Here is a 14,504-nt window from a genome sequence, read left to right on the forward strand (position 1 = left end):
TTTTGAATTTTGGATTGTCATTTTACAGTTTTCATTTTAAATTTTGAATTTGAGACGAGCTTAATTAAGATTTATGTCTAGCCTACAGTTATAAACCATTTGACTACTTCGTTACCATTGAGGTTCCAGATGGTCTCTCAGCTTTTTAAGAAAGGGTTGCAACCAACAACCAGATCCAAATCCAGAAAAGCACTAGGAGAAAAACGGCGATGAAAGTATAAAGGATCAGCCTCTTAGTGCTTAGGGTTTTTTCTGCCTGCCTATGGGGTGAGAGAGATTTTTGTTTCATATGGTAATATATCCCTTCCTATTGTGAATTTTATCACAAAATCCCTCTCATTTAAACACTTGATCGCTAAACCTTGAATTTCGAAAATATTGAGGGTAAAGACTAGCAGATTCTGGGAAGTTGCTCACCAACGAGCATGTCTAGGATTCGAGTGGCTCCAATTGCAGTTTTAACGATTACTTTGCCTCTTGGATTGGGAATGACCTCTCCTATGATTTGAGCTCCCTTGCCGTATTTGTTCCTTTGCATCACCCTTATAACTTCGTCGGCATCTTTGGGATCGACTATGGCTACTAATTTCCCTTCATTGGCGACGTGGAAGGGATCATAGCCCAACATTTCACAAGCTCCAAGAACTTCTTCCTTTATGGGAACTTTTTGCTCCTCAATGAATATCCCCACATTGGATTGGGTAACGAATTCATTTAAGGTGCTGGCTAATCCCCCTCTCGTGGGATCTCTAAGACATCTGATTGCCCTTGTCACCTGGAGCATCTCTGCAATCAAGTGATTTAGGGGTGCACAATCGCTTTTAATTTGAGTTTTAAATTCCAATCCCTCTCTTTGGCTGATCACCGCGATTCCGTGGTCGCCGATGGAGCCCGAGAGGATAACCTTGTCACCGACCCGCGCATTCGAGCCAGAGATATTGATACCTTCGGGAATTATTCCAACGCCCGTGGTATTGATGAATAGTTTATCCGCTCCCCCTTTTTCCACAACCTTGGTGTCTCCGGTAACCACGATCACGCCCGCTTCCTCAGCCGCTTTAACCATGGAATCCAGGATTTTTTCCAGATCGGAGAGTGGAAGGCCCTCCTCTATGACGAAGGCGGCGCTGATATATTTGGGCATGGCACCACTTACCGCTAGGTCATTCACCGTTCCGCAAATGGCGAGCCTGCCAATGTCCCCGCCATTGAAGAAAAGGGGGTTGACCACATATGTATCTGTGGTAAAGGCAAGATTTGAATCGCCCAATTTAAACATGGCCATGTCATCCAATTTGGCGAGGATGGGATTGTGGAATTTCTTGAGAAAGATTTGGCTCACTAGATCGTGCATCAACTTTCCACCACTACCGTGAGCCAACAATATTTTCTCGTTCTTCACCACTAAAACCTCACTTATCTGTTCACCAACGCCTTACCCGTGCCATAGCGATAATATGCTGCACAAGCACCTTCTGAAGAGACCATACATGGTCCAATGGGCCTTTCAGGAGTGCAGGCCTTCCCAAACAATTTACACTGGTAGGGAAATTTGACCCCTCTTAAAATCTCTCCGCAGCTGCAACCTGGAGGATCATCCTTCGGGGGAGGAACATCAACATCAAAGATTTTATCCGCATCGAAGTCGGAGTACTCTTCCTTGAGCTTGAATCCACTATTTGGGATAATACCGATGCCTCGCCAATCGGCATCGCAAACTTCAAAGACTTCATCGAGAATCTTCAGGGCCGTTGTGTTTCCCTCGGAGCGAACGCTTCTTTTATATTGCACTTCGACCCTAGCTTCACCATTTTCTGCCTGTCTTACCAGCATGTATATTGTTTGAAGGACATCCAAAGGCTCAAAGCCCGAAATGACGCAGGGAATACCGTGTTCTTCCGCGGCGAATTCGTAGGGTTTACTTCCTATGATGGTACTCACATGTCCAGGGCAAATAAATCCATGAAGTTTTACTTCCCCAAGGCTTAAAAGCGCCGCCATTGCCGGTGGAATAAGCTTATGACGGGCCAGAACGGAGTAATTTTTGAGTTTTCGCTTTTTTGCCTCTAATATAGAGAGGGCAATGGTGGGGGAGGTGGTTTCAAATCCCACCCCGAAGAAGATCACTTTTTTATTCGGATTGTCATCGGCGATCTGTAAAGCATCGAGGGTGGAATAGACCACTCTTACGTCTACACCTTCGGCCTTCTCTGCAGAGAGACTCGAATAAGGACTGGGGACTTTCATCATGTCACCGAAGGTTGCAAGAATGACTCCGGGTTGCCGGGCGAGCCAAATGGCCTTATCGATATCCTCATTGGCCGTGACGCAGACGGGACACCCCGGACCGGAGAGCAATGTCACGGTTTTGGGCATCACCTGTCTTATCCCGTTTTTGGAGATGGTAACGGTATGAGTGCCACAGACCTCCATAAGATTGACTGGTGTATGGGAGATTTTCTTGATATTTTCAATGACCTTTCGGGCCAGGGCTGGGTCTCGATACTCACTCAGGTATTTCACTGAATGCCTCCAGGAGTTTTAGAGTCTCCTGAGCCTCCTTCACGTCCAGAATTTGAATGGCAAATCCAGCATGGGCAATGACATAGTCTCCTACCTTTGCTTCTGGAACCAACTGCAAGCTTGCTTTCCTTACAATGCCCCCGATTTCAATATCCGCTATTTGGCGTTCGTCAATTTTGACGATCTTTGCCGGTATGCCTAAGCACATATGATTTTCCCCGTTTAAGCAGTTTTCCCTTTAATTCTGTGTTTTTAGTCTATCAGTTCTTTTAATCTTGCTCAACTTTCTCCTCTTTTAATTCTTCCCATTCTCCTCTCTTTTAAGTCTTTCCAAGGCCCTCTTGGCGGGGTCATAATGGGGGTCGATGGTCAATATTTCCTTCCAAATGGAATACGCCTTCTCCTTTTGGCCGATTCTTTCATGACATTCAGCAAGCAAGACTCTGGTGGAGATATCTTGTGGATCCATCTTGGCCACTTGGTCAAGATGGATTATGGCTTTGGTATATTCTTCTTGGTTATAGTGGATTAAACCCAGTTCCAAGTGGGCTTGTTTATCCTTTGGGTTGAGTTCTATTGCCCGTTGGTAAGCGGCAATGGCTTGTTCGATTTGCTCTGTTTTGTTGTAACAATAGGCCAGATAACTATGGGCTGTGCTGAATTTTGGATCCAAAAGGATTGCCCTTCTATAATGGGTAATTGCTTTATTGTACATTTGATTCTCAGAGAAGGAGTAGGCACGAGTAAAACTTTGGAAGGCAATGAATGGTCTCAATGCTACAATCGCCAACCCTATGGTGAGCAAGGTCATAATTACCCTATCGCGCTTTGAGACTTTGGATGCGATGTGGATGTACTCATGTACTCTATCCATCTGAATTTTCACCCCCAACTCTTAACTGTAATATTTATGCACATTAGTAACACTTATATTGTTTAGGGCATCCTTCCGAGTGCTAGCTGCTGCGAGCCTACTCGCTGCTCTCTTAAGGGCGAACACCTTCCATAAGTTCGGGTCGGGCTGTTGCCGCCGCTGTTCGAGCCTTGCTCGTTTAACGGTTCTCTTAAGATGCACTCTCCAGGATAACCCCAAATTACTATAAATTCTCAAGATGGTGTAACAATGTCTGCGATCAATACACCTAACTCCAAACTTCCAACTCCTAACTCTAAAGCTAGGCCAACCAAAATAAATCCAAACTTACTAGAATCAGTAAAATACTGCTAACGATTTGAAAATATTCCTTCCAGGAATAGGCTCTCTCAGTTAAGGGTTTTATGACACTTGTTAAAGTCCCCGCAATCAAGATGGGCACGCTTTGACCAAGCGCGTATGTTAGAAGTAGGAAGAGACCCCAAAGGATTTTCCCAGCGGTCACCATATAACTGCTTATTAACATGAGTGCGGGAGCGCATGCGGGACAGGTCGGTGCTTCGAAAAAGATAAATCCCAAACCTAGAAGATAAGCTCCCAAAAGTCCCAGCTTCCTTGAAGGTTTTTGCAAAGAAAGGTTGGGTATAGGTGGGTGGATGAAGCCAAGCATGTAAAGTCCCAGAATGAGAGAGACCGTTCCCATAGCTAAATAAAGAATTGTGCTTAAGGTAGCTATTTTGCTTAAGGTCATGCTGGCCATTCCAATGACGATTCCTATAATTAAATAGGTGGTGAGCATCCCCAGAACAAAGAGTAAGGTGATGGCAAATATCCTTCTTCTCGAGGAATAGCCCATCCCCCCTATATATCCAATTAGGATAGGTAATTCCATGATGGCGCATGAGCCCAGACTGACAATTATTCCGGCGATAAAGACGGCTCCGAAAGCAAGCAGGGAAGGTGTTTTGATCGCTTCTACGACGAGGTTTTGCAATCTCAACCCTGTTTCCTCCTATAAAGTTACCCTATGTCTATCCTTGAGTTCACCTAATTTCCCCTTATTCCAGCGGGTTGTTCTGGAGAAATATCCGGTGATCCGGGTTATCCCCTCTACATCCTCAGAACCACAGTAAATGCAGCTATCCAGCAGTCCTCGAGTGATTTTTCTACAATTAAGGCATGAGGTGAATTCGGGCGAGAAAGCTATCTGAGAGTTATGGGTATTTTTGAATACTTTTGTAACGAAATTGGCGATGGACTCCGGAGGTGGTTGAGCCTCTCCCAACCAGATATGAGAGAGCCAACCAGCTTCGATTAAGGGATGGAACATCCCTTCGATGGTCACGCGCTCTGTGGGATCGATTGGAGCTCCCACATTGAGATATGTGGAATTGGTATAGTAAATTTCACCCAAATCTATATCTCCTTTAACAAGTCGTGAGGCTTCCTTTGGGAAGTGCCTCATGTCCAGCGTGGCAAATCTGTAAGCCACGTGCTCCGCGGGTGTCTGCTCCAAAACGAAGCGCAGACCATATTTTTTTGATAGTTTATTGGCCGTGAGTTTCATATGGGAGATAATCTTCAGTCCGAATTTAAGAGCCTCTTCGCTTTCATGGAGTTCCCTACCGGTATGTGTCTGCACAAGTTCATTCAATCCGACGATTCCGAAAAGGTGTGTGGCTCGATGCATGCGAAGATAGGGTTCTCCATCGAGCTCGATGGCCAGTAGTGCCAGCGGTCCCTTTTCGCCCATTCTTAGGAGCTTTTCAAGAAAGGCTCTCTTTTGAAGATGAGCCTTGGCGGCGAGCTCCATGAGTTGTGTAATTTTATCGAGGAGCTCCTCCTCTTTTCCCTTGCTCAGATAAGCCACTCGCGGCAGATTGATGGATACATTTTGCAGGGCGGAATATCTCATCCTCCAGGGTTGCTTTGCCTCGGCCAAATCTGCTGAATCGAGCTCAAAAGCCAACCTACAACAATTGTGTGTCACAATTCCGTTTGGGAGTTGAAAGAAGGGATTATTGCCATCAGCCATTTCAAAGTCGTAGACGTATCCAGAATAAGGTTCTCGTTTAATGGATTTGATCTTTAAGAAATTTAAATGTCTGTTTCGAGACCCTTTTGTAGTTGGCATATAATCTCCGGATTTAAGCTCTATGGAATGAGTAACGGAGATGGTACCATTTTGGAGAACCAAGGATGGGTGCTTGGGTGTCACTTTAATTGAACTACCATCTTCGAGCTCAATCTCGAGAATCTCCCCAGAGTAGTATCGCTTAAGAATTCCTTTGGCTGCTTTAAATTTTGACAAGCCATTTTCGATTGAGAGCACTTCTAAATTCTTCAAATTTTTCCATCCTTCTCCATCTCCATCAATTTTGTACACATCTTCAATGGAAGAATAATAAATAGTCCCACTATTTTTTGTCAGAACTTCGGTATCTTTGGTTAAGCACTCATTTATGCGGTAAGTATCGCCGCGGTCGAAAACGAAGTAGGTATTGCCCTTAAGGCTGGCCACCTCCGAAATATGGTTGAGGAACCTTTCATGTCCTGGGGTTTCAAAGAATTTTGAAGTAATGTGGAGCAAGGGTTTGGGGAAGAAAAAGGGCTTCCCCTCGGCATCTCCTTCTTTATATACATCGAAGAGAGCCCAGACGAATTTTTGTGCCTCCTTTAGGTAATCTCGGTAGGTCTTTCCGGTATATTCTCCACCCGGACCGATTGCAGGCACATCCTCAAAATGCCTTGGAACCTCCCAGTACAAGTTGAGATCACTAAAAATCGTGTTATGAGCGAATATCCCTTGAGCGGTTAGGAAATTCTCCGTTCCTTCGACACTTATGTCGTAAACGAATCCATGATAATTTATCTTTTCCATCGCTTTTACCTTAACTGGCAATAGATTGATCGCCCTTCTCAAAATTTCAAGAGCTTTTTGAAGTTTCTTTGTTTGTGTAAGAATCATATTACATACGTGCTGAGCTGTTTGTGGGTTTTTGTGCAAGAATCTAACGTCGAGATTTCTTCCACCCTCATTCCAGGTGGAAGAAGATCTCATCACAAGAGGCATACCTAATTTATTCATTGCTTTTTTGATGAACTTTGGTGCGTCCTCTGCAATCAAGGACGTTGTCGTTAAATATGGACTTTTGATGGGTAATTGACCTCCATTAAGTTTAGTAAGAAGCAAGCGACGGTTACGGCGGGGTATTTCAAGGTCATCGATGGCTTGATAAGTGGAGCGGAAAAGATCCAACCTAGCGAAGGATTCAATCACTTTAAGCTCAGGTTCAAGTTCCAGGAGGATTTTAGAAACGCTGTTATAAAGGTCTAAAATTGTGGAAAATCTCAATGAGCGTTTATTGGAGCGGAGGTCGTATTTCCTAATGGGTATTTTGCCCGTTATGAGGCTTTTGAGAACCTTTTTAATTGCACTATAGTCGTAACCCTTTTGATCATAAGTTTTCTTAAGATTTTTCCTTCTTTTTCCTTCTTTTTCCTGATGGAGAAAGCGAACTTTAGAGAAAGCTTCTCTTCCGATGGTTATTTCAATGGATGGATAAGCGGTTTTTACTTGTCTCCCATGGATAACTAATTTAGCTGGATTTTTCATTCGTTGTCTAATGGATGGAATTATCCCGATTTTCAGATAGAGTAGCCAAATTTGGGAGGCCAATTTGCGTGAAATGGTGCTGCAACCTATTTTCCTTTTAATGATCCAGCCGTCACCCGATAGATATGCGGATAGAAATGCTTTGGTTACCTTCTCCGAACCAAATAGGATAATTGAAGGAATTTCTTTAGAAAGAGCGTTTTTACCACACAACTTCTCAAAAAGGGCTCGATGAGTTATGCCCCCAAAGATCAATACTTTCTCGTCGTGATCGATTGTTTTTAAGCCAAAAACCCGTTCAGTGCATATTCTTACATCCTCTTTTATGACTTTATGAGGAGCGGTAATATGTACTCTTACATTATTTTTGGAGGTCCTATGTCCCTCACTAACATAATATCCAAGAAGCCTTGCAAATTCGCAATTTAATTGAACAAATCTAGGAACACTCAATGCCTTTTTAGCACTATTTATATGTTTACTCAAAGCAAGTTTGCATTTAAGGGGGACTTTCTTGATAGCTTCAACCTTAAAGGCCTGATTACCGGTTATATAGTAGAGGGAGTAACATGAATTCATTTTAGTGTATCCATAGAGTATGGGAAGTAAATCGATTTTGTCCCCAAAGTCGTACAGCTCGGGAAGTTTAATTTCTTTTGGCGTCAAGATCGTCTGAGGTTTTTGTTCGGGAGAGATTTCCACGGCTTCGCCTTCCTTACTAAAGGTGAATACCGAATGGTCTTCGGTTATTTTTATTTCTTGACCTAAACCCGTTTTGATCTTAATTAATCTTCCTCGAGATTTGTGTCTGGAAACTGCGTATATTCTTGCAAGTCTGGATTGACCTGTTTTTCTGTCAAAACTAATGGCGTAATATCGATCCTCTTCGATATTTCTTAATTCTGATTCCTTCGAATTATCTTTGTTTCTTCCAAAGAAGCTATCTATAAATTCTCCAATGGGAATGGTTGTTAGCGTATTTTCCCATTTGTCATAGATGAAGATTTCTTCGTCGTGTGCCAAACTTTGGCCTCCTCTGGCTACGCTTTGCTGGGAGAGCTCGAATATCATCATCTGTGCCAATTGATGAATTTCCTTATCGCTTAAACCCACCAGATAAGGGGCAAAGAATAGATTCACTGCGTCCCAGCCGATGGCTCCGGCGAAATGTCCCTGGAGGGCTGCGGACATCTTTATCATCTGTTCCAGAAGGACCTCGGGGTGTCTGGCGGGCTTAGCGGTGGCCCAGAATGGCAATTTCAACCCGAATTTCTTGATGTATTCCAAATTTTGCCCCGAACAATTGTGGACTAAGATACCATTGCAAAGGAAAGTACCACTCTCCGTTGTGAGATCATAAACGTATTCTTCATTGAGTGTTAATGATTTAATATCGGTGATGGGAGAGTATAAATCATTTTTTATAGCCTTCTCGTATAAGGGCTTGATTTGTTTAGTTTTTAAACTGGAAGATAAAATTTGGTTTTGTCCGGTGTTGTGTCTGATATAAAGATAACTGTCTGAGTCGTTATGAATGGTGAAGCCTTCATTGAAGATTCTTTTCAGCTCACTGAAGGAGACATCAAATTTTTCTACTTTGGTAGCTCCAGATACTGGTACATTTATTTTATTGATATATAGGTCATCAACCCCGTCTACCTTGAGCAATTCGTTGATCAAACTTAGTTGGTTTGAATTACCTTGTAATTTTAAAGATGGGGTGTGAAACATATCCCCCAATTTTAATTGCTCAGCTTTTTTAATTATGAAATTCTCGCCGAGGGTCACGATCATTGGGTGATCGGTGGTTACAATAACACTTCGCCCGTTCTCGGTTCTGATCCAAAGCATCCGTTTGGAGCTTTTGTGGCGGAGGACGCACTTTAAGGCTGTCCAACCATCTTTATCCAAGATGAGAGCATCTTTAATAATCCCACTTTCGTAACCATTTTCTCTGTATTTGAGCGTAGCGTTTTCAAAGAGTTGCTTAAATGAATGGACATGGATTTTACCATTTTTCTTAATTACCACAGTCTCGTCTCCTAAGAACGAGTATGGTCTGTCTGGGTATCCTAGATCGTGGAGATGAATATCTCCGCGCATATGAGCATCGGCTACATCCTGGGAGAAGACTTTTGCCAGGGCAAACTGCTTCTTAATCTGCTCCGCAAGGACCAGATTCGATGCCTCGGGGTTATGAGGGATGTTGGCATTCTCCTTGCTGGGATATAGAATGGCTTGTTCTGTATCGTAGAGGGGCACACCTAGGCGGGCGTGTTTTTTCCTAGCTTCTTCGAGACCATACTCGACCAATTTGGTGTCCACGAGCTCTCGGATGAGAGAAGCGGTAACGGTGGTAAGCTTCGAGGAGATGATTTGCTCCTCAACTTCCTGGCTTATCTTTTCGGCCAGACTCCGCTCTATATCGGTTTCTCTGATCAGAGCTTCAACGATCTTTTTTCTATCCCACTTTTCAATTTCATCTTTTGAGGTTCTGACATATATAATGGGTTGGGAGCTTTTATCCTTCCGTGACATCTTTCTCCCCTATTCCTTGGATTAAATTTTCATCCTTGCAGATTTCATTTGCCACCACCACTTGTCCCAATGATATCCCTCCATCATTAGCTGGAACTTTTTTCTGTATAAAGACCTCAAATCCTTCCCCTTCAAGTCTTCTGGGTAGCTTGGTTAGGAGATAAACATTCTGAAAAACGCCACCACTCAAAACCACTTTATTCAGACCCTCTCGCTCCCTCATCCGCTTACAAATATCCAAGACGAATTCCATCACGGTGTTGTGGAACTTCGCCGCTATCACGGGCACGGGAACTCCATTTTCCAGGTTCCTGACCACACCCTCAATGATCGGCTTTGTGTCAATAACCATTCGATGGTCGATAGTCGCTCCTCGCCCCTCGCCCGGACGGGCGCCCGTATGGGCGTCCTTCGCCTGTATTTCAAAGGGGTAGCTTTCTTCAATGCTGGGGTCTGCTACCATCTCCAGTTCCACGGCGGCTTGCCCTTCATAATCGATTTCATCCCTGATCCTCGTCAGAGAGGAAACTGCATCGAATAATCTGCCACAACTGGAGGTAAGGGGAGAATTAATCTTTTTATCGATTTGCCTCTTCATTATGTTTACCTCGGTCTCATCCAAGAATTTTAAGAAATCAATCTTAAAATCCCTGTAATCTTCACCGAAGAATGAATACAAAAAGCCGAAAGCCATTCTGTATGGTTTTTCGATGGCAGCCGCTCCACCGGGTATGGGAACGTATCTTAGGTGACCGACTCGCTCAAACCCCTCCCAATCGGCGATGAGGATTTCTCCTCCCCAGATTGTGTCGTCCGTCCCGTATCCCAAACCATCAAAGGATATCCCAATGACCTTGTCTTTCACTTCATTTTCTACCATGCAGCTGACTATGTGGGCATGGTGGTGTTGAACCCCCACCAATTTTACGTCCTTTAGGGATAAAGCATATTTCGTTGAGAGATACTCGGGGTGAAGGTCATAGACGACTATCTTGGGATCGATCCTGAAAAGTCTCTTGTAAAGTTCAAGGGTGGTTTCAAAATGTTCGAAGGTCTCCAGGTTTTCCATATCCCCGATGTGCTGACTGACGAAAGCGTAATTTTCATGTGTCAGGCAGAAGGTGTTCTTAAGCTCTGGTCCGCAGGCTAAAATTTCCTTAACTTTAAAGGGTAGGCGAATTGGGAAGGGGGCAAAACTCCTCGCCCTCCGGATCATGATCAACTCACCATCGATCACCCGCACCACCGAGTCATCGTATCTCGAATAAATGTCTCGGTTATGCATTAGGAAATAATCGGCGATATGCCCCAGCCTCCTCAGAGCCTCTTCATTCTCCATGGCAATGGGCTCTTCACTTATGTTCCCGCTGGTCATGATGAGTGCCATACCTGATTCCTTGAGCAGGATGTAGTGAAGCGGCGTGTAAGGAAGCATTACCCCAAGGTAGTTATTATTGGGAGCCACCAAGGGGGAGATGGAGGTCTCGGGTTTCTTGAGGAGAAGCACGATCGGTCTCTGGGGACTTTCGAGTATCTTCTCCTCATCATCTGAGACGAAACAGTGTTTTCTGATTTGTTCCACATCGTGGAGCATGATGGCAAGTGACTTGCCGGGTCTTCTCTTTCTAACTCTCAAGGTTTCCACGGCTTTATCGTTCTCCGCATCACAAGCCAGATGAAATCCGCCCAGCCCTTTTATGGCTACGATCTTTCCCTCTCTCAGCAGTTTGATGGTCTCCGTGATGGGATCCTCACATCGAATCACACTCCCGACTCCCGCCCCGACAGGCGCCTCAGACGAGCCGCATGGCCGTCCGTGCGACCCCCGACTCATCACTAGTTGAAGGGAGGGTCCGCACTCGGGACAAGCATTCGGTTGAGCATGGAAACGCCTGTTTGTGGGGTCATCGTATTCCGCCTGGCAATTGGGGCACATCTTGAATTTCTTCATGGTGGTTTTTGGTCTGTCATAGGGAATGTCTTCGATGATGGTAAAGCGAGGACCACAATTTGTGCAGTTGATGAAGGGATATCGGTGTCGTCTATCATTTGGATCGAACAATTCCTCCAGGCAATCATCGCAAATGCAGATATCTGGAGATATCAATAGGAATTGCTCTTGCTCCTCTACGCTGTGTTTGATGATGAAGGAGGAGTAGCCCGTGGCGGGAAGAGATTCCACATCGATGCTTTCTACCCTGGCCAGGGGTGGAGCTTTGGCCTCAATATCCTCGACGAAGGCTTCTAAATCCTTCTTTTCGCCTTCTACCTCTATGATCACTCCTTTGGAGGAATTGAGGACCCATCCGGTCAACTTATGTGAGTGAGCAAGCTGATAGATGAAAGGTCTAAAGCCCACCCCCTGAACTACTCCCTTAACTACGACGTGAAATCTGCTCTTGGGCATCTTCCTCAACTTCCGGTGGATTTTTCTACCTGGAATTAGCACTATTCTAAATCACTTTTTTCTTCATTCCAAGTCGTACTTGGAAATTTCTGGGAAAGACTACTAGCTGTATTGCTATTTCTCAAAGATTGCATCAAGGGGACTTGTTATCCTTGATAGGTTTTTCCGTGATACACGGGTGTAAATTTGGGTGGTTTTAGGGCTGGAATGCCCCAGTAATTCCTGGATATAGCGCAGGTCAATACCAGACTCCAAAAGGTGTGTTGCAAAAGAGTGACGTAAGGTGTGAACAGTAGCTGGCTTGATAATCCCAGCCTTATTAAGTGCCTGTTCAAAAATATGTTGCACAGAACGCTCCGATAGGTGACTCCCTTCCTTGGCACCCGGAAATAGCCATTTTTTAGGATGATATTCCCTGTAATAGTTACGAAGCTCTTCCAAGGCGACTTCGGAGAGAAGTGAATATCGATCCTTTTTGCCTTTGCCTTGCCTTATTCTTATAAGCATCCTGTTACTGTCAATATCACTCACTTTGAGCCGAACAACCTCACTTACTCTTAGGCCGGAGGAATATGTCAGGAGAAGAATGCATCGATGTTTGATATTTTTGACCGCATCAAATATTTTCCTTACTTCTTCCGGACTTAAAATTCCGGGAAGCCTTCTTTCTTTTCTGGGTCGCCTGATTGATTTTGTAAACCATTTTTGATTTAGCACTTCAACGAAGAGAAAGCGGATTGCGCTGTGCGCAAGATCGAGAGAAGAACGGGACACTTTTTCATTTTCAATCAAATGCAAGAAGTAGTTCTTGATTTGGGCATCCTTGAGGTGCGTAATATCATTATTAAAAAACTGAATGAAACTTTTAATATGACTTTAAATATGCTTTCACAGTCTTTGGGCTATACTTTCGTATTTTCAGTTCTCTTGCAACATCTTGTAGGCAGTTCATAGTGAAAACTCCGCACTATACCAGGAGATTCGTATTGAGATAAAATTCCATTTAAGTAGAATAAGCGAAAGAATACATATTGTCAACGTGAAAATTAAACGGAATTCGCTTATTCTGTAGTTAGGCGACATTGCAAATAGGGGGTTATGAGTATAATAGAAAGATCTCTTCTTTATTATTATACCAGGTGATATAAATGGACATTATAATAAATATTGATCACTGGCTTTCTGCAATTGTGTTAAGTATTGGAATAGGGTTCTTCGGTGTTGGAATAGCGTTCATGATTCATGCTAGTCAGATAAAATCTCAAAATGAAGCTTTGAAGAGAGAAATTGAGAGATTAAAAATGGAGAAGCGCATACATGAACCAAGAGATATAACTGCTGATAAGGATTTAATACGTTTAGCCAGAGATTACAAAGGAATTAATGAAGTAAAAAAGATGGCTCACTACCAGGTTACCGTAGACCGTGATCTATTGCAAGGATTATTTGTCCGGGATGATAGCTTGGCCCGGCTAGTTGAGAACATAGTCAACCAGATACTCGATGCCCAAGCCGCCGAACAACTGAAGGCTAAGCCTTACGAACGCACCGAAGAACACCAGGGGTACCGCAACGGGCACCGGGATAAAGTACTTAAGTCGCGCGTGGGGGAACTTGCGCTTATGCTCCCCCGGCTGCGGCGTGGGTACTTCTTTAACGGAGCTCTTTGAGCGGTACCAGCGCCAAGCCGGGCGCTTTTGCTGGTGAGGATCGAGATGGTCGTAAACGGCGTATCCACCAGGAAGGTGAGGGCCGTTGTTGAAGAGCTGTGCGGCACGGAGTTCTCCAAATCCACCGTATCCAGCCTGTGCGAGGGACTGGACGACATCGTGAAGGAGTTAAACGAGCGAGATTTGAGCAGCCAGGAATACCCATTTCTCTTAGTAGATGCCCTCCTCATCCGGGTGCGCAAGGGCGGACCGGGTGCGGCTTTCAAGCGTACTTCTCGCCACTGTCCCAAGACACTGCAGGGCGAGCTGCACGGGCGGCTGCGGTTGATCTTCGACGCGCCGGATATGGAGACGGCCAGGCGGTTGCTTAAACGAAAGGATAGAGGCCTTTGGCGTAACGTTACGCCAAAAGCGGTGGAGCGGCTGAAAGCCGATTTCGAGGAGGCGATGGCGGTGATGGCGCTGCCAGAACGCTACCGGAAGCGGCTGCGCACCCGTTTTAAGCTGCATTTACCCGGGTATCGGCACTATTCACCTCCTTCTGCCGTTTTTCCGTGTTAGCCTTCCACTCCCAGTAATCCGCCATATCGAAAATACCGGGATCCAGAAGACCAAGCCTCATCAATCTCCACAAGCACCGCCCCGATCAGCCTCACAGCCGACTCCCCGTTAGGGAAGATTCGGATCACCCGCTCCCGCCGGCGGATCTCCTGGTTGAGCCGCTCGACCCCGTTGGTGGGGTGATCTTATCTGCCAGAGGGAATTTACACCAGAATTCGGACTTGACCATGTAAAAGTTCAAGCATAATTGGGATTTAAATTGGACTATTAACAAGTCAAGTTGACACTTTCTGACACTTTCGGTTTTCATTGTTC

Annotated in this window: 9 protein-coding genes and 2 pseudogenes; 2 read left to right on the forward strand and 9 right to left on the reverse strand. The window is 44.7% G+C overall.

Annotated elements, in window-relative coordinates; genetic code table 11:
• Positions 1–391: 391 nt before the first annotated feature.
• The 8 genes from hypE to QMD66_07415 all read right to left on the reverse strand — a co-directional run bounded on the left by hypE (position 392) and on the right by QMD66_07415 (position 12,771).
• A complete protein-coding gene (gene hypE / locus QMD66_07380) occupies positions 392–1,402 on the reverse strand; it encodes a hydrogenase expression/formation protein HypE (GenBank protein ID MDI6822649.1) in 1,011 nt (336 codons plus the stop codon).
• Between the two features lie 14 nt (positions 1,403–1,416).
• The gene (hypD, locus tag QMD66_07385; protein ID MDI6822650.1) at positions 1,417–2,523 is read right to left on the reverse strand and encodes a hydrogenase formation protein HypD; all 1,107 of its coding nucleotides are present in this window, start codon (positions 2,521–2,523) and stop codon (positions 1,417–1,419) included.
• Complete coding sequence (locus tag QMD66_07390) at positions 2,507–2,731, reverse strand: HypC/HybG/HupF family hydrogenase formation chaperone (GenBank protein MDI6822651.1); 225 nt, start codon at positions 2,729–2,731, stop codon at positions 2,507–2,509. The genes hypD and QMD66_07390 overlap by 17 nt, the downstream gene beginning before the upstream one ends.
• A gap of 87 nt (positions 2,732–2,818) precedes the next feature.
• Positions 2,819–3,397 (reverse strand): tetratricopeptide repeat protein, encoded by a 579-nt coding sequence (locus QMD66_07395; GenBank protein MDI6822652.1) that lies wholly within the window; start codon positions 3,395–3,397, stop codon positions 2,819–2,821.
• 301 nt (positions 3,398–3,698) lie between these two features.
• Positions 3,699–4,397 (reverse strand): cytochrome c biogenesis protein CcdA, encoded by a 699-nt coding sequence (locus tag QMD66_07400; GenBank protein MDI6822653.1) that lies wholly within the window; start codon positions 4,395–4,397, stop codon positions 3,699–3,701.
• A gap of 12 nt (positions 4,398–4,409) precedes the next feature.
• On the reverse strand, positions 4,410–9,551 hold the full coding sequence (gene nrdD / locus QMD66_07405; protein ID MDI6822654.1) for an anaerobic ribonucleoside-triphosphate reductase: 5,142 nt from the start codon (positions 9,549–9,551) through the stop codon (positions 4,410–4,412).
• A complete protein-coding gene (gene hypF / locus QMD66_07410; GenBank protein ID MDI6822655.1) occupies positions 9,535–11,958 on the reverse strand; it encodes a carbamoyltransferase HypF in 2,424 nt (807 codons plus the stop codon). The genes nrdD and hypF overlap by 17 nt, the downstream gene beginning before the upstream one ends.
• 114 nt (positions 11,959–12,072) lie before the next feature.
• Entirely contained in the window at positions 12,073–12,771 is a 699-nt protein-coding gene (locus tag QMD66_07415; protein MDI6822656.1) for a tyrosine-type recombinase/integrase, read from the reverse strand.
• Positions 12,772–13,355: 584 nt separating this feature from the next.
• On the opposite strand from QMD66_07415, the pseudogene QMD66_07420 reads away from it, so the two are divergent.
• Positions 13,356–13,817, forward strand: a pseudogene (locus tag QMD66_07420) (transposase).
• 45 nt (positions 13,818–13,862) lie between these two features.
• Positions 13,863–14,189 (forward strand): transposase, encoded by a 327-nt coding sequence (locus tag QMD66_07425; GenBank protein MDI6822657.1) that lies wholly within the window; start codon positions 13,863–13,865, stop codon positions 14,187–14,189.
• On the opposite strand, the pseudogene QMD66_07430 reads toward QMD66_07425, so the two are convergent.
• Positions 14,128–14,365, reverse strand: a pseudogene (locus QMD66_07430) (transposase). The gene QMD66_07425 and the pseudogene QMD66_07430 overlap by 62 nt on opposite strands.
• Positions 14,366–14,504: the final 139 nt, after the last annotated feature.

Source organism: Actinomycetota bacterium (genome assembly GCA_030018275.1).
In the GTDB taxonomy this organism is placed as follows: Bacteria; Actinomycetota; Aquicultoria; order Subteraquimicrobiales; family Subteraquimicrobiaceae; genus Subteraquimicrobium.